Genomic DNA, 18,961 nt, shown 5'->3' on the forward strand with positions numbered 1-18,961 from the left:
TTACTGGAAAATACTGGGATGGTTGATACAGTCGCGCCATGAGTGACCGGCTGGACGACCTCGAGCGGCGCATCGACGAGCTGCGAGCGGGCGTCCGCAAGGCGATGCGGGCCAGGGACGGCGCCAAGGCCCGCGTCCTGCGGGCCGAGCTGCGCAGCGCCGAGCACGCCTGGGACGCCCTGGTGAGCGGCGAGCGGCCCGCCAAGGAGGAGCCGCCGCGCCTGGTCACCGTGCGCGAGCAGGTGCACCAGGGGCTGCGGCTGCTGGGGGCGGCCGCCCAGCCGAGACTGATCGTGGCCGTCAGCGCCGCGTTCTTCGGCGGCACGATCAGCAGCAGCCGGCTCACCAGCCTGCGCAGGGACGAGGAGCGCTCGTTCAGGTCGTCGCCGTTCGGGCGGCCGTACTATCTGTGCGCCGCGCTCACCGACCGCCTCTCCCCCGCCCGCGGCCTCCTGACGCTCAGCGCCTGGCCGCTGGAACGGCGCGTGGTCGGCCCGCTCAGCCCTCGTGTCGACTTCCTGACCTGCGCCATCGCGGTGGCCGAGCAGGAGGCCGGCGACGAGCGGGCGGACAGGTTACTCGTCAGGATGGCCAGGAACATCCCCGGCGCGGCCGGCGGAACGCTGGGCCCGCCGCACCGCGGCAAGGTGATCGACGCGGCCAGGGCCGAGCTGCGCGTGCACGCCGAGCGCGACACGCGGGACCGCGCCGAGCTGGCGCAACGCGCCGTGACACAGCTCGATGACGCGGGCCGCCTGTTCGGCGCCGCTACGCTGGGCACGATCAAGAAGGAGAACGCGAAGTGAGCGGCTTGAAGCCCGCCGTGCGGAGCGGGCCCGTGAACCCGCCAGGCAGCGCGGCGACAACAGCGGAGGAAGGCGGCGGCACCGGGCGGCCGAGCGCGCGGGACGGAGCGCGGCCGTGACCCCACGACCCCGGCTCGACGCGCTGCGGGGCGTCACGCCGCCGCGGCCGCACGACGCCCGAGCGATCGCCGCCCTGGCCGCCAACCCCGGCTGTGCCCGCCGCGCCCTCATGGACGGCGCCGGCGTCGACAAGGACGCCGCCGCCCGGCACCTCGGATTCCCCGCGCCGTTCGGCCAGTCGCCGTTCGCGATCACGCGCGGCAACGTGTTCGAGGCGCTGGTCAAGGCCGACGGATGCGCGGAGCTGCTGCGGATGCTGCGCGAGCTGCTCGGCCTGCCCGTCGCCGAGGTCGCCTACCACGACGTGGAGAACGTCGGCGCCCACCTGCGCCACGCCCACACCAGGACGCTGATCGACCGGGCCGCCCGCGACGAGCACGACGCGGGCACGCTGTACGACCACCCGCTGCTCAGCCTGGAGATCGCCGGTCACACCGCCTACCTGGAACCGGACGTGGTGGCGTTCCAGCTCGGCGGCCGCTTCCACATCGTGGAGATCAAGTCGTTCGCGGTGATCGACGGGCAGGCCGACCCCTCGGCGGTGGCGGCGGCCGCCCGCCAGGCCGCCGTCTACGTGCTGGCGCTGCGCACGCTGCTGGAGGAGCTGGGCCACGACCCGCTGAAGGTCTCGCACGACGTGGTGCTGGTCTGCCCGGAGAACTTCGCCAACCGCCCCGTCGCCTCGCTGGTCGACGTGCGCAGGCAGCTGGCCGTGCTGCGCCGCCAGCTCACCAGGATGACCGCCCTCGACCGGCTGCTCGAAGGGCTGCCCGGCGATCTGACGTTCGACCTGCGGCCGGACGACGACGGCCGGCCCACCAGGCCGGTCGCCGAGCTGGCCGACGCGCTGCGCAGGACGACCGCCCGCTACGCCCCCGACTGCCTGTCCACGTGCGACATGTGCTTCTTCTGCCGCGACGAGGCCCGGCAGGAGGGCGCCTCCGACCTGCTCGGCCGGCAGGTGCGCGACGAGCTGGGCGGGGTGGCCTCGGTGGCGGAGGCGCTCGGCCTGGCCGACGGCGCCCGCGACCCCGCCGCGGGCCAGGAGGAGATCGCGCGGCTGCTCCGCAACGCCGAACGCCTGCGCAAGGAGTGCCTGACGTGAGCCCGCGAGGGAGACCCACGTGAGCCTGCTGACCTCGCTCGCCCGGCTGCGGGCCCTGGACGAGGGCATCGCGCAGCCCATCGCGACCGTCAGGCACTGCCACCTGGCGGACCGGCCGATGGTGTTCATCCCGCTCAAGCTGTCGGGCGAGGCCGCCGCGCCGCTCGCGGCCATGCTCGGCACCGACCGCGACCGGCCGCGCCTGCTGGTCGTGACCCAGCCGCGCAACCGCGACCTGCGCTTCGCGTGGGCGGCCGAGCTGGCGGGGGTGCTGCTGCCGTACGTCGAGGGGTTCCTGCACGACACCGAGACGGTGGAGCGCAGGAACGCCGACCCGTACGAGCGGGCGATCGACGCGCCGCAGATCCTCGTCCCCAACCCGGCGGGCGTGGCCTTCGTCCGGCTGCTGGGCCGCTCGATGCGCTTCCGCCGGGCCGACGGGCCCTACCCGGTGCCGGAGTCGGTGCCGCTGCTGGGGCGCTGGCTGACCTATTTCGCGGAGCGGGCGGCGTACCCCGGCTCGTCGCTGATGCCGGCCATGACGGAGGAGCTGGGGCGGCACTGGGCCAGCGGGCAGAGCGGCCTGGAGGACGCCAACCTGGCCGCGCTGCTGGCCTGGATCACCACCGGGCCGAGCGACGACGCCGAGGACCCGCTGATCTGGCCGCCCGCCGGGCCGGCGACCGACCCGGGGTTCGACGCGGAGGTGCTCGCGCCGGCGATGGACAGCGGCTCGGCTGAACGCGTCACGGAGGCGCTGCGCACCCAGCTGGAGCCCGGGTGGCGGCTCATGTGGCAGGCGATCGACCTGCTCGCCGGGCTGGAGGCGGGCGCCGGCGTGGCGTCGCGGTGGGAGCAGGACCGCGGCTCGTTCAGCGGCATGGCCGCGCACATCGCCGAGGGCGCGCCGCCGCAGCCCCGGCGCGACGGCGCGGTCGCCGCCGCCGCCAAGCTCGCCCGCATGGAACGCGCCCAGGCCGCCTACGACGCGCAGCGCGCCTACGACGACCCGCTCGTGATGGCCGAATACCGGCTGACCGGGGAGGCGTTCGCGGGCGAGGTCCTCGACACCGACCCGGACAACACCGAGGGCGAGGGCCGCTCGCGCAAGCTCCGGCCGCTCGTGGTGGTCAAGACCGACGATCCCGTACGCCTCGCGCCCGGCACGTCCCTCGGCACCCCGCAGCGGCGCGCTCAGGGCGCGGAGCTGGTGTCGGCCGGTGAGGGCCTGGTCACCCTGAAGATCACCAAGGGCATGGGCCGCGGCAGGACGGCGGCGCCGGGCGCCGTGCCCGAGATCGGCGAGCGGGTCTGCTACACCTCGCTGACGGACGACTTCCAGGGCTCGCCCGCGCTGCCGGACGCCGAGGCGACCCCGTGGACGCACGGCGGGCCACCGCAGGAGTACGTGCCCGACGACGAGGACGCCCAGGAGGAGTGGTCGTGACCGCCGGCCCCGAGCAGGTCATCAGGAACGTCCTCGCCGACCTGCCCCGCCACCGGGGCGTGGTGGTCGACTCCCCGCCGGGTGCGGGCAAGTCCACGCTGGTCGTACGCGCCGCCGCGCACATCGCCGCCACCGGCGAGCCCCTGATGATCGTCGCCCAGACGAACGAGCAGGTCGACGACCTGGTGACGCGGATCTCCGACAAACATCCGCGCCTGACCGTGGGGCGGCTGTCGGCGAGCGGATACGTGCCGCCGCCGCGGATGCTGGAGCTGCCCGGCGTGCGGGTCGGCACGAGGATCCAGGATCTGGGCGACCCCGACATCGTCATCGCCACGGCGGACAAGTGGGCGTGGATCGGCGGCCGGGTGTGGCCGTGGGCGATCGTGGACGAGGCGTACCAGATGCGCTCGGACAAGCTGCTGCGGATCGCGGGGCTGTTCGAGCGGGCGTTGTTCGTGGGCGACCCCGGGCAGCTCGACCCGTTCTCGATCGTCGACGGCGACCGCTGGTCGGGGTTGTCGTGGGATCCGCTGCAGAGCGCGGTGTCGGTGCTGCTGCGGCACAACCCCGACCTGCCCGTGCACCGGCTGCCGGTGTCGTGGCGGCTGCCCGCGTCGGCCGCGCCGGTGGTGTCGCGGGCGTTCTACCCGTTCACCGGGTTCCGGTCGGGCACGTCCGACGGGGACCGGCGGCTGGAACTGGCCACCGGAGGCATGGGCACGCCGCACGACCGGGCGCTGGAGGAGGCGGCCAGATCGGGGTGGGCGCTGCTGGAGCTGCCCAACCGGCACACCGTGCGCACCGACGCGGAGGCCGTGCAGGCGGTGGCGTCGCTGGCCGGGCGGCTGCTGCAGCGGGGTGCGGTGGCGAGCTCCGAGCAGGGCGAGCGGCCGGTGACGGCGGACCGCGTCGCGGTCGGCGCGGCGCACCGCGACCAGGTGGCCGCCATCCGCGCCGCCGGCGTGCCGCCGCAGATCACCGTGGACACCGCCAACCGGCTGCAGGGCCGCGAGTACGACGTGACGATCGTGCTGCACCCGCTGTCGGGGCGCAGGGACGCGACGGCCTTCCACCTGGAGTCGGGCCGGCTGTGCGTGCTGGCGTCGCGGCACCGGCACGCGTGCGTGGTGGTGGCCAGGGCGGGCATCGCCGAACTCCTGGACGCGCACCCGTCCGCGGAGCCGGTGCAGCTGGGGGTGCCGGTGAAGTTCCCCGACGGGTGGGAGGCGAACCAGTCAGTGCTGGAGCACCTCTCCCGCCACCGCGTCTGACCCGCCCGCGGTCCGGAGGCGGCGGCGCCAGACGTCGATGACCATGACCTGGCGCATGCCCGCGGATTCGTACAGCCCCAGCGCGGGCGTGGTGTTGTTGCTGTCGACGTGCAGGATCGTGCCCACGCGCCCGCGGGCGGCGTCGGCGGCGAACGCGTGGCGCAGCAGGAGGCGGCCGAGGCCCTTCCCCCGGTAGGCGGGCAGCACCGCCAGCGTGGCCACGTAGCCGCAGTTCTCGTCGGCCACGAACTGGTCGTTGCCCATCACCATCCCGGCCGGACGCCCGTCGACGCGGGCGAGCGTGAGCAGGCTCCAGTCGTTGACGCTCCGCGCCTGCCTGCGTTCGTGCCACAGGTCGTAGCCGACCGGGACGAACCCGAAGTGCTCGGCGAACGCCTCCTGCTGCACCGCGTGGGCCACCCGCCGCACCTGCTCGCTCTCCCCCGTGTGCAGGGTGATCCCGGCGGGCACCTCGACGGGCGCTTCTCCCGGGCCGTCGTGGTCGATGCGCATGCGGTGGAAGCATGTGCCCGGCTCGAAGCCGAGGGCCTCGACCGTGGCCTGCTTGCCGCGGTCGGCGCGGTAGACGCCGACGTGCAGGGTGACGCCGTCGTGGCCGCGCTCGGCCGCCATCTCGCGCGCGCGGTCGCGGACGAGCGGCCACAACCGTCCGGCCAGCGGCTCGGCGCCTGGCCGGACGATCACGTCGACGTCCACCAGGTCGCCGTCGCCGGGGCGGTACGCCCAGGCCCAGCCGTCGAGCCGGCCGCCGTCGTCGAACGCCAGCCAGCCGTCCCTGCCGCGGTCGAAGCCGGGGTCCGCGAGTTCGTCGGTCACGTCGTCGAGGGTCATGTCGGGTGCGCCGAGCACGGCGAGGTCGCGGGCACTGATGACCTCGTGAATGGCCGCCGCGTCGTCGGCCCGGGGACGCCTGATGCGATGCATAGGGGAATTGTCCATGTCCGCACCGCCCGCGCGCCTTCCCTTTTCCTGGCGGCGCACGGCGGCTTCAGCCCGCCGCGGGCGTGACGGCCTGCTCGTCGGAGGCGGCGGCCTGCGCAGGGGCGGCGCCGCGCAGCGGGATCTCCTGGATGAACGCCGCCAGCACCGGCACGGCCACCGCGAACGCGATGGCCCACCAGAAGACACCGGAGATCGACGCCGCCAGCGACTCCAGCAGCCCGGTGCGGACCTGGGCGGGCATGGCGGCGACCGCGGCCGGGTCCATCCTGGCGCCGGTCCTCGCCATGCGCTCGGCCGCCTGCGCGCCGAACCTGCCGGTCAGCTCGGACAGCAGCGCGCCGTTGAAGATCGCGCCGAACATCGAGACGCCGAAGGAGCCGCCGATCGACCGGAAGAAGGTGGTCGCGCTGCTGGAGACGCCGAGATCCTTCTGCTCGACGCTGTTCTGGGCGATGAGCATCGTGGTCTGCATCAGGAAGCCCATGCCGAGGCCGAGCACCGCGATGTAGACGCCGGTCAGCCAGGCCGGCGTGGTGACGTCCATGGTGGACAGCAGCCACATGCCGGCGGCCATGCCGGCGCCGCCGATCACCGGGTAGATCTTGTACTTGCCCGTGGCGGTGATGGCCTTGCCCACGAACAGCGACACCACCATGGAGGCGCCCATCATCGGCAGCAGCAGCAGGCCGGAGTTGGTGGCGGTGGCGCCCTGCACCATCTGCTGGAAGAGCGGCAGGAAGTTGATCGCGCCGAACATGGCGAAGCCGAGCAGGAAGCCGATGGCCGAGATCAGGGTGAAGTTGCGGATCCTGAAGAGCTGCAGCGGCATGATCGGCTCGGCCGCCCGCCGTTCCACCAGGACGAACACGGCCAGCGTGACCACGGCGAGCGCGGCCAGGGCGAGGATCTGCCAGGAGCCCCACGCGTACTCGTTGCCTCCCCAGGTGGTGATGAGCACCATCGCGGTGATGCTGACCGACAGCAGGATCGCGCCCGCCCAGTCGATGCGCACCCGCGTCTTCTCCACCTTGGGCAGGTGCAGCCTGAGCACCAGCAGGACCAGCGCGATCGCGCCGATCGGCAGGTTGACGTAGAAGGCCCAGCGCCAGTCGAGGTTGTCGGTGATGAAGCCGCCGACCAGCGGGCCCGCGATCATGGCCAGCGACATGACGCCGGCCATGATGCCCTGGTACTGGCCGCGTTCGCGGGGCGGCACGAGGTCGCCGATGATCGCCATGACGTTCACGATCAGGCCGCCCGCGCCCAGCCCCTGCACCGCGCGGAACGCGATCAGCTCGGTCATGCCGTCGTCCGGCCCGCCGAGCAGGTCGGAGCCGGCCATTCCGCAGAGCGCCGAACCGATCATGAAGATGACGATCGAGATGATGAAGATGGCCTTGCGCCCGTACAGGTCGCCGATCTTGCCCCAGATCGGCGTCGACACGGTCGTGCCCAGCACGTACGCCGTGACCACCCAGGACAGGTGTGCCAGGCCGCCGAGCTCTCCCACGATGCGCGGCATGGCCGTGCCCACGATCATGTTGTCGAGCATCGCCAGCATCATCGCGAGCATCAGCCCCGGCAGGACGACCATGACCTCGCGGCGCCGTCCGATTGCCTCAGCCACCACTTACCCCCCAGCGCGCACGCTCCTTACCTGCCGACCGGCAAGCGTAGAATAAGGTAGATACTTACTTGTCGGCCGTCAAGTCGAAATAGGTGCGAAGTGCGGGAAGACACGCGAACCCGGATCCAGGAGATCGCGCTCAGGCTCTTCACCGAGCAGGGCTACGAGGCGACCTCCCTGCGGGAGATCGCCGAGGAGCTCGGGGTGACGAAGGCCGCGCTCTACTACCACTTCAAGACCAAGGACGACATCGTCGCGAGCCTGGTCGATCTCCGGCTGACCGACATCGAGGAGCTGCTCGCGTGGGCGCGCAGCCGGCCCAAGACTCCGGAGATGCGCCGGGAGCTGATCGAGCGTTACGCCGCCTACCTGCGGCGCACCCGGCACCTCGGCGTGGCGAGGTTCCTCGAGCGTAACCAGACGGCGCTGCGCGACCACCCGACGCTCATCAAGATCCGCGAGCGGATGAAGGAGGTGACGCACGAGATGAGCGGGCCCGAGGCGACGCCCGTCGAGCGCATCAGCCGCTCGCTGGCGCTGTTCGGGCTGCACGCGGGCAAGTGGCTGGCCCTGGAGGGCGAGCTGTCGGAGGAGGAGATCCACAAGGCCACGATCGAGGTGGCCATGCGGCTCATCGAGCCCTGATCATCCGGACTTGTAACGCCTGAAGGGACGATTGGGGCGCGAGATCAGGGGAAGTGGGATGACACGCATCGACAAGGGAGGAGGCGCGGTGGAGACCACGATAGCGCTTCGGTTGCCCCGCGATGCGGCGAGCGTCCCGCTGATCAGAGAGATGCTGGACGGCACGCTGCGCTCGCTCGGCGTCGATCCGCAGGTCCGCGACGACATCGAGCTCATGCTCACCGAGGCGTGCTCCAACGTGATCAAACACGCGGCGCCCAGCGACGACTACCGCGTCTGCGCCATCGTCGACGACGAGCGGTGTGTCATCCAGGTGGTGGACCACGGCGGCGGTTTCGACCCGCGCGAGATCGTCGACCACGGCCCGGGCTCCGAGCACGGACGCGGGCTGCAGATCATGCGGGCCCTCGCCGACGACATCCGCTTCGCCAACAAGCACGAGGACGGGGCCATGGTGTGCCTGGAGAAGCGCCTGCGGTACGCGCCCGGCGCGGCCGGCACGCACCTCATGACCACCTAGAGCTTGCTGGACCGCTCCGCCGGCCTGTGGTCGCGCAGCCGTACGCGGTGCGGGTGGCCGCCGGCGGACCCGCGCTCCGCGGGACGGCCGCCGAGGCGCAGCCGCCGGCGTACGCGGGGCGTGTTACCGCTCAGCTCGGCCCGCCGCCGCGCCGGCACGGTGCCGCCGCTCAGCTTGAGCTCCAGCCGGCGCTCCCGGCGGCTCAGCCGCCTCCACGCCGCACGCCAGTTGATCATCACGGCGGCCATCGTCACGAAGGTGACCATGGCGGCCACCGCGATGAGCAGCACGGCCATGACGACGAGGAGGACGACGACCGCCAGGGCACCGATCGCGCCGAGCACTTCCACCATTCGGCAGAAGATGCCCGCCGCCCAGCGGTCTATGCCTGATCTTGGGGATATAACGGGCTTACTCGGCCACACCGTTCGCCTGGTCGAGGCGGCCGGGCAGGAGGTCGAGGCGGCGCAGGATGACGCCCTCGCGCAGCGCCCACGGGCACACGTCGAGCCGCTCCACCTCGAACAGGTCCATGATCGCGTCGGCGACCAGCGCGCCCGCCGCCAGCTGCGCCGCCCGGCCCTCGGACACGCCGGACAGCTGGGCCCGCTCGGCGGCCTCCATGGTGGTCAGCTTGGCCGCCCAGTCGGCCATGTCCGCACGCGACAGCGTGCGCGCGACGTAGGGGCCCTCGCTGGAGGGCGCCGCGCCGGCGATCCTGGCCAGCTGCTTGAAGGTCTTGGACGTGGCCACCGCGCGGTCGGCCCCGCCGTATCTGACGATGTCGCCGACGGTGCGGGCGATCTCGGCGCGTACGTGCTTGCGCAGCTTGCGCACCTCGTCGGCGGAGGGCGGGTCGCCGGTGAGCCAGTCGCGCGTCAGCCGCCCGGCGCCCAGCGGCAGCGACACGGCCACGTCGGGCTCCTCGTCGACCCCGGCGGCGATCTCCAGCGAACCGCCCCCTATGTCGAAGGCCAGCAGCCGCCCCGACGACCATCCGAACCACCGCCGTACGGCCAGGAAGGTCAGCCTGGCCTCGTCGCGACCGGACAGCACGGTGATGTCCACCCCGCAGCGCTGGTCGATCTCGGCGAGCACCTGCTCGCCGTTGGAGGCCTCGCGCACGGCGGAGGTGGCGAAGGCCACGAGGTCCTCCACCCCCTTGTCCTCGGCGAGGGCGACGGCCTCCTCCACGAAGGCACCGAGCCGCTCGATGCCCTTGCCGGCCAGCCGGTTGTCGTCGCCGAGATGCTCCGACAGGCGCAGCTCGACCTTGTGGGAGTAGGCGGGCATGGGCCGGGCGCCGCGGTGGGCGTCGACGACCAGTAAGTGCACGGTGTTCGAGCCGATGTCCAGCACGCCGAGTCGCATGGTGAAACGCTACAGTCCTGCGGCTTCGACGACGACAGGGAGCCCGGCGCCCCCGGGCGCGCGGGGAGGGCGGCCGGCGCCGTGGCGTGGGGCGTCCGCGTCGTGACGGGCCTGCCGCAGGCATTACCCTTCCTTGGTGTCACGACACGTTGGGGGGATCTGTGAACGCTTGCTGCGGCCCGAGCAGAAACGCCACCTCCGGGCCCGTCCAGGAGGCCGTGAAGATCGCTGTGCGGCGGACGGCGCCGCGCGGCATGGTGCGCATCCCCGGCGGGACGTTCCTGATGGGCGGGGACGACCCCGACGGACGGCCCGACGACGGTGAGGGGCCGGTCCGCGAGGTGCGGCTCGACCCGTTCCTGATCGATCCGGCATGCGTGACGAACGCGCAGTTCGCCACGTTCGTCAAGGAGACCGGCTACGTCACGGAGGCCGAGCGGATCGGCTGGTCGTTCGTGTTCCACCAGTTCGCCACGGGTGGGGTGATGGACGCCTCCGTGCCGGGCGCGCCCTGGTGGGCCGGGGTGGAGGGAGCCACGTGGCGCTCGCCCGAGGGTCCCGGCTCCTCGATCGGCGACCGGCAGAACCATCCCGTGGTGCACGTGTCGTGGAACGACGCCGGCGCCTACGCCACGTGGGCGGGCAAGCGGCTGCCCACCGAGGCGGAGTGGGAGATGGCGGCCCGCGGCGGGCTGGAGCGCAAGAAGTACCCGTGGGGCGACGAGCTGGCGCCCAAGGGCCGGCAGCGGTGCAACATCTGGCAGGGCCGGTTCCCGACCGCGCCGAGCAAGGGGACGGTGCCCGTCAAGTCGTTCCAGCCCAACGGCTACGGCCTCTACAACGTCTCGGGCAACGTGTGGGAGTGGACGGCCGACTGGTGGGGCACGACGTGGGAGGCCTTCGCCGACAACCCCACGGGGCCGGCCGAGGGCGGCGCCAAGGTGATCCGCGGCGGGTCGTACATGTGCCACGACTCCTACTGCAACCGCTATCGTGTCGCCGCCCGCACCTCCAACACTCCTGACTCCGCCTCCGGGCACACGGGTTTCCGCTGTGCGGCTCTAATCTGATCGCATGTCACGAACCCTGCGACTGTTGATCACCGGCGGCGGCACCGGTGGTCACACCTATCCGGCCCTGACGACCCTGTCGGCCGTTCAGCGACGTCAGGTGCCGCACGACGTGCTCTGGGTGGGCACGGCCAACGGTCTCGAGGCCAGGATCACCGCCGAGCACGGCATCCCGTTCAAGGCGATCACGACGGGCAAGCTGCGCCGCCGCCCCAACCTCAAGGAGCTGGGCACCAACGTCGCCGACGTGTTCCGCATCCCGGTCGGGGTGTTGCAGGCGGTGGGGCACGCGGCCCGCTACCTGCCCGACGTGGTGCTGTCGACCGGGGGTTACGTCGCGGTCCCCATCGGCGTGGCGGCCAAGCTGATCCGCCGCCCGCTGGTGATGCACGAGCAGACGACCGTGGTCGGGCTGGCGAACCGGATCCTGTCCAGGCTGGCGACCAGGATCGCGCTGTCGCACGAGTCGTCGCTGGAATATCTGCCCCCGGCGGCCAGGAAGAAGGCCGTGGTGACGGGCAATCCGATCCGGCCGGAGCTGCTGCAGGGCAAGAGGGCGGCGGCCTACGACCTGTTCGGGCTGACGTTCGAGGTGCCGCTGATCTACGTGACGGGCGGGGCGCAGGGCAGCAAGCAGATCAACACCCTCATCGCCGAGGTGCTGCCCCGGCTGCTGCCGCACGCGCAGATCGTGCACCAGTGCGGGCCCGCCTGGATCGACCAGATGCGGGCCGTCGCGCTGCCCGGCGAGCTGGCCGAGCGCTACCACCCGGTGCCCTACGTGGGAGCGGAGCTGGCCGACCTGTTCGCCGCCGCCGACGTGGTGATCTCGCGCAGCGGCGCGGGCACGGTCTCGGAGCTGACGGCCATCGGCAAGCCGTCCGTGCTGATCCCGCTGATCCCGACCGGCGGTGACGAGCAGCGCAAGAACGCCGGCTACCTGGCCTCGGCCGGCGCGGCCAGGGCGCTGCTGGAGCCGCGTCCGGCGGCCGACCAGTTGCTGGCCGAGCTGATGCCGCTGCTGGCCGACCCCGAGCTGCGGCACGCGATGGGGCAGGCGGCGGCCGCGCTCGGCCGCCTGGACGCGGCCGACACCCTGTGCGACGTGCTGCTGGAGGCCGCGGGTCAGGGTTCGAGGTAGCGGAAGGCCTCGTGGGCGGAGCTCACGCTCCGCCGCAGCGCCTGCTCCAGCCGGTCGGCGTCGCGTGCCAGCCGGTCGAGCTCGGGAACGGCGAACCCGTCGGCCCCGGTCTCGGCCACGAGCTCCTCATACTGGTGCATCCGGCCGCGCAGTTCCTCGATCTGCTCGTGGGCCACGAACGCGCGCTCGGCCTCGGTGACGTTGGCGGCGTACCGTTCCAGAGCCTCCACGCGGGCCAGCACCGCCGCCTCGCTGCTGTCGAGCGCCCCGGCCAGCGGCCTGGCCACGGCCTCCACCTCCGGCGTGAGCCCCTGCGAGACGGTCTCCCTGTGCTTGGTGCGCAGCGCTGACAGCTTGGCCAGCAGCCGGGCGATCTCCCACTCCTGCGCCGGCAACATCACGGCGTTGCGCACGTCGTCGAGCATGCCCTCGGCGTTGACCCGGGAGCCGGTCACGGTGGCGATGGCCCGCTGGGCGCGGGCGAGCAACCGCCTGGACGACTCGTCGAGGTCGTCGGTCAGCACGTAGCGGCCTTCGTACCAGCGCAGCTGCTCGTACGTCTGCCGCTCGTACTCGTCCTCGTCCTCTTCGCCCAGATCGTTCCTGACGAACAGGACGACCATGACGGGGATGAGCATCAGCAGGAGCATGAGGATGCCGAGTCCCCTGCCGAGGCCGCCGACACCCATGATCAGTCCGAAGAACGCCACCGTGCCGAAGCCGGCGGCCATGCGATAGCGCGCGCTCGACGCGGCCCGCCGCTTGTCGGGCACCCAGCCCTGGCGCAGTTTCATCAGCACCAGCCGGCTCTGCCTGAGCAGCTGAGCGTCATCGGGCGGCACCCCGGGGTCTACCACCACATCCGCCACAAAACCGGATCCTAAGGGAAATCAACCCTTGAGGTGGCGAAATGCCTCGTGCGCGGAGCTCACGCTGTTGCGTAACGCCTGCTCAAGGCGGTCGGCGTCGTCCGACAATCGGCTCAGCTCCGGCACGGCCGACCCGTCGGCGCCCGACTCGGCGAGCAACTCCTCGTAGCGGGGCAGCCGGGCGCTGAGCCGCTCGATCTGATACCTGGCGCGGTAGGCGCGCTCGGCGTCGGCCACGTGGCCGGCGTACCGCTCCAGGGCCTCGACGCGGGCCAGCACCGCCCGCTGGCTGCTGTCGAGAGCCTCGGCGAGCGGCCCCGCAACGGCGGCCACCTCGGGGGTGACGCCCTCCGCGACGACCTCCTGGTGCTCGGCGCGCAGCGCCGACAGCTTGGCCAGCAGCCGGGCGATCTCCCACTCCTGCGCCGGCAGCATCACGCCGTTGCGCACGTCGTCGAGCAGCCCTTCGGCATTGACGCTGGAGCTCATGACCTGGTCGATCGCCGCCTGGGCGCGGCCCAGGAGCGGTCGCGCGGCGTCGTCGAGGTGCTCGCGGAGCACGAAGCGGCCGTCGTACCCGCCGGCGTGGTCGTAGACGACGCGCTCCAAGGCGTGCCGGCGCTCCACCTCGGCGTCGGGCCTGGGCCTGAGCAGGACGCTGACGATCAGCAGCGCCGCCCCCGTCATGATCACCACGAAGGCCGTGTACTGCTCGGCGACGAACAACGTCAGCCCGTACACCGCGGCCGCAACGGCCGTCACGGTGGCCGCCAGCCTGGCCACGGTGCCCGCCATGGGCCGGTGACCCCTGTGCGCGGGCGCCCAGCCCGCGTGGATGCGGACGAGCAGCTTGCGGTTGTCGCGTAAGAGGGCCGCGACGTCGTCAGGCACCGCCGGATCGATGATCACCTTCGCATGACGTCCGGCCACGTTACTGATCCTATGTCCCGGTCTGTCCGACTGTCAGCTCTCCAGGTAGCGGAAGGCTTCGTGCGCCGAGCGCACGCTGCGCCGGAGCGTGCGCTCCAGAACGTCGGCGTCCTCGGCCAGCCGCTCGATCTCGGGTACGGCCAGCGCGTCCGCACCCGACTCCGCCAGCAGCTCCTCGTACTTCGGCAGCCGGGCGCGCAGCTCCTCGATCTGGCCGCGGGCGTGGTAGGCGCGCTCTGCGTCGGCGACGTGGGCGGCGTAGCGCTCCAGCGCCTCCACGCGGGCGACCACGGCCGCCTCGCTGCCGGCCAGCGCCCGTTCGAGCGGCTCGATCACCGCGGCGACCTCGGGCGCGATGCCCCTGGACACCAGCTCCCTGTGCTCCAGGCGCAGCGCCGACAGCTTGGCCAGCAGCCGGGCGATCTCCCACTCCTGCGCGGGCAACATCACGGCATTGCGCGCGTCGTCGAGGAGGCCTTCGGCGTTGACATGGGAGCGCAGCACGGACCCGATCGCCCGCTGCGCCCTGGCCAGCACCTGCCCGGCCTCCTCGTCGAAGTCCTCGGGCAGCAGGTAGCGGCCGTCGTGCCAGCGGGCCTGCTCGTACACGCCGCGCTCGTGCGGCCGGTCCTCCTCCACCACCTCGCCCATCGAGGCGATCTTGATGAGGACGATGAAAACGTACGTGCCCAGGAGCATGAACCCGGCGGGCGCGAGCGGCGAGGCCATCAGGACGGCCATGAACGCGATCACGGCGGGGGTGGCGGCCAGCAGCAGCGCGCTGGAGGCGCTCGGGTGGCGCGCCGGGGCCCGGGTGGCCGGGGGCACCCAGCCCGCCTTGATCCTGGACAGCAGGGGGGCGTTCGCGCGCAACAATCCGGCGACCTCCGGGGATACTCCCGGATCGACGACCACACCCACGTTCTGTCCTGGCACCCTGGCGCCCCCAACGCTCGTGATGTGTGGATATTACGTAACTTTTTCCCCGGATGTCAGCCTCCGAAAGGTCAGGTTGGGGAACCACCAATTGCGCGCACCGAGCACCTCCATGGCGGCGGGCACCAGAACCAGGCGGACCACCGTGGCGTCGACCAGCACCGCAGCGGCCAGCCCCACACCCATCACGCGCAGCGCACGATCATCGAACGCGCCGAAGGCGGCGAACACGCAGAACATGATCGTGGCGGCCGCGGTGATGACCCTGGCGGTCGCGGCCAGCCCGCCGGCGACCGCGCGGCTGTTGTCGCCGTGCGTCAGATACTCCTCCCTGATCCTGGACAGCAGGAACACCTCATAGTCCATGGACAGCCCGAAGGTGATGACGAACAACATCGTCGGCACCCACGCGTCGATCGGCCCCGCGGTTCCCTGCCCGAGCACGTCCTGCTGGAAGACGGCCACGACGACGCCGTAGGCGGCTCCGATGGACAGCAGGTTCACCGCGATCGCCTTCACCGGCAGCACCACGCTCCTGAACACCCCGGCGAGCAGCACGAACGACGCCAGCAGGACCGCCCCGACCATCCACGGCATGCGGCCGGACGCATGCCGGGCGTAGTCGATGGCCGCGGCGGTGGACCCGGTGACGAGCACCGGGTCCGGCAGGCCGGCGCGCAGGCGGTGGATGAGGACGGTGGTCCGCTCGTCCTGCGGGCCGGTGGCGGGCACCACCATCGCCGAGTGCTTCCCCACGGGGAACGCCTGCGCAACGCCGGGTGTGGCGGCCGCCCGGCGCACCACGTCGCCCAGCGGAGCCCGTCCCGTGTCGCGTACGGCCAGGATCAGCGGCGCCTCCATGCCCGGCCCGAACCCCCGGGCGAGCAGGTCGTGGGCACGGCGCGTGGTGTCGCTCACCGGCCGGTTGCCCGCGTCGGACCAGCCGACCCGCAACTGCGTTCCGGGCAGGGCGAGAGCGGCCAGCGCCAGGAGTGCCACCGTTCCCATCAGCCACGGCCTGCGCTGCACGACCCGGCTCCACCGGTACGCCAGGGGCCGGGCCGCGGAACGGCGGGACAGCGCGAACCGGTCGATCCGCGTGCCGGCCAAGGCCAGCAGAGCGGGCAGCAGGGTGAGCGAGGCCAGCATCACCATGAGCACGCCGCACCCGGCGGACAGCGCGATCCCGCCGCCGATCGACGGGCCGAGGAACAGGATGCCGGACCCGGTCACGATGACGATCAGCCCGGCGAGCAGCACGGACCTGCCCGCCGTGCGCATGGCCCGCGTGACGGCCTCCGCCACGCCGAGCCCTTCGTCCAGGCCCGCGCGGAACCTGGTGACGATCAGCAGCGCGTAGTCGATGCCCACGCCGAGCCCCAGCATGATCGTGAGGTAGACGGCGAAGCCGGGCATGTCGACGAGGTGGCCGAGCACCGTGAGCAGCGCGACGCCGCACGCCACCCCGACCACGCCGATGACCAGCGGAAGCACGGTCGCGATCAGCGAGCGGAACGCGACCAGCAGCACGATCGCGGCGGCGAGCAGCCCGATGCCCTCCGTCAGGCCGCCGGGGGTGAAGTCAGCGAAGTCGTCGCCCGCCAGTTCCACGGTGACGCCGGAAGCCTGGAAGCCGTCGCGGAGCCTTTTCAGCTCCGGGGCGGCGGCGGGGTCCGGGTAGTCGATGGGGATGGAGGCGAGCGTCCCGTCCGGTGACACCCGCTGGGCGTCCAGGGAGACGCGTACGCCGGGGACGGCGTTCATGCGGCCGGCCAGCGCGGCCACGGCCCCGCGCGGCCCGGGCTCCCTGACCCCGCTCGGGGCGGAGACGACCAGGGTGCCCGGCGGTTCCTCAGCGGCGGGGCCGAGCAGTTCGGCGGCCTGCCGGCTCTCCGAGCCCGGCAAGGTGAAGTCGTCGTCGGACGGGGCCGGCCAGGTGGCGGCGGCCGCGATGAGGGCGGCGGCCAGGACCGGCCAGAGCACGACGACGAGCCATCGGTGACGGATGCAGAAACGGATCATGCGGCGACGGTAGGAAGCACGCGCGCCGCCCGGCGTCCCCCGTGCGCGGTCAGCCGGCTACTGCACCCGTGGTACTCCCGAACGGACGGGCTGACGGGGTGACGGGGCCACCCGGGATTCCGGCGGGCGCCCGGTGCGCCGGCAGCGGCCCGCTCGGAGCCTCAGGTCCTGGGGGCAGAGGCTCGGTCCGCGAGCAGGGGCCCGCTCGGGTCGTCAGGTCCTGGGGTGGGCTGTCAGCCGGCGTCTCCGGGATGGACGAGGCCGCTCTCGTAACCGATGACGACGAGCTGCGCCCTGTCGTGCACCGCCAGCTTGGTCATCATGCGGTTGACGTGCGTCTTGACGGTCAGCGGGCTCATGGAGAGCTGCTCGGCGATCTGGACGTTGGACAATCCTCTGGCGACCCTGGCGAGCACCTCTCGCTCGCGGCCGGTCAGCGGCGCCAGCCGGCCGTCGTCCAGGCCGGTGAGCCGCCGCGCGGTGAACTGTCCGATCAGCCTGCGCGTGACCCCCGGTGACAGCAGGGCATCGCCCCGGGCGGCCACCCTGACGGCGTGCCGGATCTCGCCCGGCTCGGCGTCCTTGACCAGGAAGCCGCTGGCTCCGGACCTGAGCGCCTCGTACACGTACTCGTCGAGGTCGAACGTGGTGACCACGACGACGCGCACGCCCGTGGCGGTCAGGGCGCGGGTGGCCTGGAGCCCGTCGAACTCCGGCATCCGGACGTCCATCAGCACCACGTCGGGCCGGAGCCGGCCCGAGAGCCGCACCGCCTCGGCGCCGTCGGCGGCCTCCCCGACCACGATCATGTCGTCCTCCGTGTCGAGCAGCGCCCGCAGACCGGCTCGGACGAGCGGCTGGTCGTCGGCGATCAGGACCTCGATCACGCCGGCAACCATGCGGTGACGCGGAACCCGCCGGCGGGGCCGTCGCCGGTGGTGAGCAGGCCGCCCACGGCGGCGACCCGCTCGGCCATGCCAGTGAGGCCGTGACCGCGCGGTGCCCTGCTCCCGTCGCCGTCGTCGTCCACCCGAACGGTCACCGCTCCCCTTTCGTAGCGCAGCGTCACGGTCGCCGTGGTGGCGTTCGCGTGCCGCATGGTGTTCGTCAGCGCCTCCTGGACGACACGGTAGACCGTCAGGTCGGCGGCCGGCGGCAACGGGCGGCGCTCACCCTCGACGTCGAGGGTCACCGGCAGGCCCGCCGTGCGCAGCAACCGCGGCAGCTCCGCCGAACCCGGCAGCGGCTCCCTCGGGCCACGGGCCTCGACCGGCCCCGGGCCCGGCCTCATGTGAGCGCCGAGGCCGAGGGCCGCTCCGGAGCCGGCAGGGTCCGGGGTACGGGAGCCGGCCGGGCCGGGGCGCAGGACGCCGAGAACGGCCTTCATCTCGCCGAGTGCCTGGCGGCTGGAGGTCCGGATGACCTGGAGGGCGGCGGCGGCCTCGGCCGGGCCCCCGGCGCGTTCCACGGCCTCGGCGGCGACGGAGGCGTGCAGCGCGATCACCGCCACCGTGTGCGAGGTGACATCGTGCAGTTCCCTGGCCACCCGAAGCCGCTCCTCCTGGGCCCGCCGCAGCGCCTCCTCCTCCCGGGTCCGCTCGGCGTCGGCGGCCCGCCGTTCGACCTCCGCGGTGTGGTCGCGCCGCGCCCGCGACACCTCCGCGGGCTGGGCGACGAGCAGCACGAGGGCGGCCCAGACGACGACCGCGATGGTGACGTCCGCCTCGGCGCGCAGCACGGCCGGCACCGCGGGCACAGCCACCAGGAACGCCGCGCCCGCCCAGCCGGCGGCCCGCCGCCCGGCCGCGATGGCCGAGAAGAGCGCGATCAGGGCCGGGACCGTCCACAGCGAGAGCGCGTACCCGAGGCCGAAGATGCCGGCCGCCGACCCGGCGCACACGGCCAGCGCGACGTCGGGCCGCGTCCGCCACCAGACCAGCCCGAGCGCCGTCGCGACCAGCAGCGTGTAGCCGAGCAGGTCCAGCGGTCGGGCCTCCGGCTGGTTCTCGTAGGCCATGGCCGTCGAGAACATCACGACCCCCGCCATACCGCACACCAGGACAATCGTCCGCATTCCCGTACGCTAGTGCGCTGCTCCCGGGCCGCGCGATACCG

The 18,961-nt window shown here is 72.7% G+C and carries 18 protein-coding genes; 8 read left to right on the forward strand and 10 right to left on the reverse strand.

Annotation, left to right across the window (positions count from 1 at the left end; genetic code table 11):
- Nucleotides 1-38: 38 nt before the first annotated feature.
- The 4 genes from ACZ6SA_RS28090 (at nt 39) to ACZ6SA_RS28105 (ending at nt 4,752) form a co-directional block, all read left to right on the forward strand.
- A complete protein-coding gene (locus tag ACZ6SA_RS28090) occupies nt 39-806 on the forward strand; it encodes a hypothetical protein (RefSeq protein ID WP_347645009.1) in 768 nt (255 codons plus the stop codon).
- 115 nt (nt 807-921) lie between these two features.
- A complete protein-coding gene (locus tag ACZ6SA_RS28095) occupies nt 922-2,031 on the forward strand; it encodes a hypothetical protein (RefSeq protein WP_347645008.1) in 1,110 nt (369 codons plus the stop codon).
- 19 nt (nt 2,032-2,050) lie between these two features.
- The gene (locus tag ACZ6SA_RS28100) at nt 2,051-3,478 is read left to right on the forward strand and encodes a hypothetical protein (RefSeq protein ID WP_465831414.1); all 1,428 of its coding nucleotides are present in this window, start codon (nt 2,051-2,053) and stop codon (nt 3,476-3,478) included.
- Nucleotides 3,475-4,752, forward strand: coding sequence for an AAA family ATPase (locus tag ACZ6SA_RS28105; RefSeq protein WP_347645006.1), 1,278 nt, complete (start codon nt 3,475-3,477; stop codon nt 4,750-4,752). The genes ACZ6SA_RS28100 and ACZ6SA_RS28105 overlap by 4 nt, the downstream gene beginning before the upstream one ends.
- Here the strand turns inward: ACZ6SA_RS28105 and ACZ6SA_RS28110 are convergent.
- Nucleotides 4,717-5,697 carry a GNAT family N-acetyltransferase gene (locus ACZ6SA_RS28110; RefSeq protein WP_347645005.1) on the reverse strand — a complete coding sequence of 327 codons (981 nt, stop codon included), beginning with the start codon at nt 5,695-5,697 and terminating at the stop codon, nt 4,717-4,719. The genes ACZ6SA_RS28105 and ACZ6SA_RS28110 overlap by 36 nt on opposite strands.
- 64 nt (nt 5,698-5,761) lie before the next feature.
- The gene (locus ACZ6SA_RS28115) at nt 5,762-7,342 is read right to left on the reverse strand and encodes an MDR family MFS transporter (RefSeq protein ID WP_465831417.1); all 1,581 of its coding nucleotides are present in this window, start codon (nt 7,340-7,342) and stop codon (nt 5,762-5,764) included.
- A 99-nt stretch (nt 7,343-7,441) separates the two neighbouring features.
- On the opposite strand from ACZ6SA_RS28115, the gene ACZ6SA_RS28120 reads away from it, so the two are divergent.
- Nucleotides 7,442-7,987, forward strand: a complete 546-nt coding sequence (locus tag ACZ6SA_RS28120) for a TetR/AcrR family transcriptional regulator (protein ID WP_465831419.1) — start codon at nt 7,442-7,444, stop codon at nt 7,985-7,987.
- Between the two features lie 88 nt (nt 7,988-8,075).
- Entirely contained in the window at nt 8,076-8,507 is a 432-nt protein-coding gene (locus ACZ6SA_RS28125; protein ID WP_347645002.1) for an ATP-binding protein, read from the forward strand.
- On the opposite strand, the gene ACZ6SA_RS28130 is transcribed toward ACZ6SA_RS28125, so the two are convergent.
- Both ACZ6SA_RS28130 and ACZ6SA_RS28135 read right to left on the reverse strand, forming a co-directional pair.
- Nucleotides 8,504-8,860, reverse strand: a complete 357-nt coding sequence (locus tag ACZ6SA_RS28130; protein WP_347645001.1) for a hypothetical protein — start codon at nt 8,858-8,860, stop codon at nt 8,504-8,506. The two genes, ACZ6SA_RS28125 and ACZ6SA_RS28130, sit on opposite strands and share 4 nt — an antisense overlap.
- 58 nt (nt 8,861-8,918) lie before the next feature.
- On the reverse strand, nt 8,919-9,878 hold the full coding sequence (locus ACZ6SA_RS28135; protein ID WP_347645000.1) for a Ppx/GppA family phosphatase: 960 nt from the start codon (nt 9,876-9,878) through the stop codon (nt 8,919-8,921).
- 254 nt (nt 9,879-10,132) lie between these two features.
- On the opposite strand from ACZ6SA_RS28135, the gene ACZ6SA_RS28140 reads away from it, so the two are divergent.
- Both ACZ6SA_RS28140 and ACZ6SA_RS28145 read left to right on the forward strand, forming a co-directional pair.
- Nucleotides 10,133-10,948 carry a formylglycine-generating enzyme family protein gene (locus ACZ6SA_RS28140; protein ID WP_465831575.1) on the forward strand — a complete coding sequence of 272 codons (816 nt, stop codon included), beginning with the start codon at nt 10,133-10,135 and terminating at the stop codon, nt 10,946-10,948.
- 4 nt (nt 10,949-10,952) lie between these two features.
- Nucleotides 10,953-12,089: a UDP-N-acetylglucosamine--N-acetylmuramyl-(pentapeptide) pyrophosphoryl-undecaprenol N-acetylglucosamine transferase gene (locus tag ACZ6SA_RS28145; RefSeq protein WP_347644998.1), complete on the forward strand. Its 1,137-nt coding sequence runs from the start codon at nt 10,953-10,955 to the stop codon at nt 12,087-12,089.
- Here the strand turns inward: ACZ6SA_RS28145 and ACZ6SA_RS28150 are convergent.
- The 6 genes from ACZ6SA_RS28150 to ACZ6SA_RS28175 form a co-directional block, all read right to left on the reverse strand.
- Complete coding sequence (locus tag ACZ6SA_RS28150) at nt 12,074-12,958, reverse strand: hypothetical protein (protein ID WP_347644997.1); 885 nt, start codon at nt 12,956-12,958, stop codon at nt 12,074-12,076. The genes ACZ6SA_RS28145 and ACZ6SA_RS28150 overlap by 16 nt on opposite strands.
- 21 nt (nt 12,959-12,979) lie before the next feature.
- Nucleotides 12,980-13,888: a hypothetical protein gene (locus ACZ6SA_RS28155; protein WP_465831423.1), complete on the reverse strand. Its 909-nt coding sequence runs from the start codon at nt 13,886-13,888 to the stop codon at nt 12,980-12,982.
- Nucleotides 13,889-13,921: 33 nt separating this feature from the next.
- Nucleotides 13,922-14,809, reverse strand: coding sequence for a hypothetical protein (locus tag ACZ6SA_RS28160; protein ID WP_347644995.1), 888 nt, complete (start codon nt 14,807-14,809; stop codon nt 13,922-13,924).
- A gap of 48 nt (nt 14,810-14,857) precedes the next feature.
- The gene (locus tag ACZ6SA_RS28165) at nt 14,858-16,846 is read right to left on the reverse strand and encodes an MMPL family transporter (protein ID WP_465831425.1); all 1,989 of its coding nucleotides are present in this window, start codon (nt 16,844-16,846) and stop codon (nt 14,858-14,860) included.
- Nucleotides 16,847-17,079: 233 nt separating this feature from the next.
- Entirely contained in the window at nt 17,080-17,733 is a 654-nt protein-coding gene (locus tag ACZ6SA_RS28170) for a response regulator (RefSeq protein ID WP_465831427.1), read from the reverse strand.
- Complete coding sequence (locus tag ACZ6SA_RS28175) at nt 17,730-18,920, reverse strand: sensor histidine kinase (protein WP_465831429.1); 1,191 nt, start codon at nt 18,918-18,920, stop codon at nt 17,730-17,732. The genes ACZ6SA_RS28170 and ACZ6SA_RS28175 overlap by 4 nt, the downstream gene beginning before the upstream one ends.
- Nucleotides 18,921-18,961: the final 41 nt, after the last annotated feature.

Source organism: Nonomuraea sp. NPDC049378 (genome assembly GCF_055586745.1).

What these genes read in the sequence shown, in the direction of transcription:
- ACZ6SA_RS28145 (WP_347644998.1), top strand. Translation starts at nt 10,953, where the DNA reads ATGTCACGAACCCTGCGACTGTTGATCACCGGCGGCGGCACCGGTGGT.
- ACZ6SA_RS28165 (WP_465831425.1), bottom strand. Translation starts at nt 16,846, where the DNA reads ATGATCCGTTTCTGCATCCGTCACCGATGGCTCGTCGTCGTGCTCTGG.
- ACZ6SA_RS28175 (WP_465831429.1), bottom strand. Translation starts at nt 18,920, where the DNA reads ATGCGGACGATTGTCCTGGTGTGCGGTATGGCGGGGGTCGTGATGTTC.
- ACZ6SA_RS28110 (WP_347645005.1), bottom strand. Translation starts at nt 5,697, where the DNA reads ATGCATCGCATCAGGCGTCCCCGGGCCGACGACGCGGCGGCCATTCAC.
- ACZ6SA_RS28135 (WP_347645000.1), bottom strand. Translation starts at nt 9,878, where the DNA reads ATGCGACTCGGCGTGCTGGACATCGGCTCGAACACCGTGCACTTACTG.
- ACZ6SA_RS28130 (WP_347645001.1), bottom strand. Translation starts at nt 8,860, where the DNA reads ATGGTGGAAGTGCTCGGCGCGATCGGTGCCCTGGCGGTCGTCGTCCTC.
- ACZ6SA_RS28140 (WP_465831575.1), top strand. Translation starts at nt 10,133, where the DNA reads ATGGTGCGCATCCCCGGCGGGACGTTCCTGATGGGCGGGGACGACCCC.
- ACZ6SA_RS28090 (WP_347645009.1), top strand. Translation starts at nt 39, where the DNA reads ATGAGTGACCGGCTGGACGACCTCGAGCGGCGCATCGACGAGCTGCGA.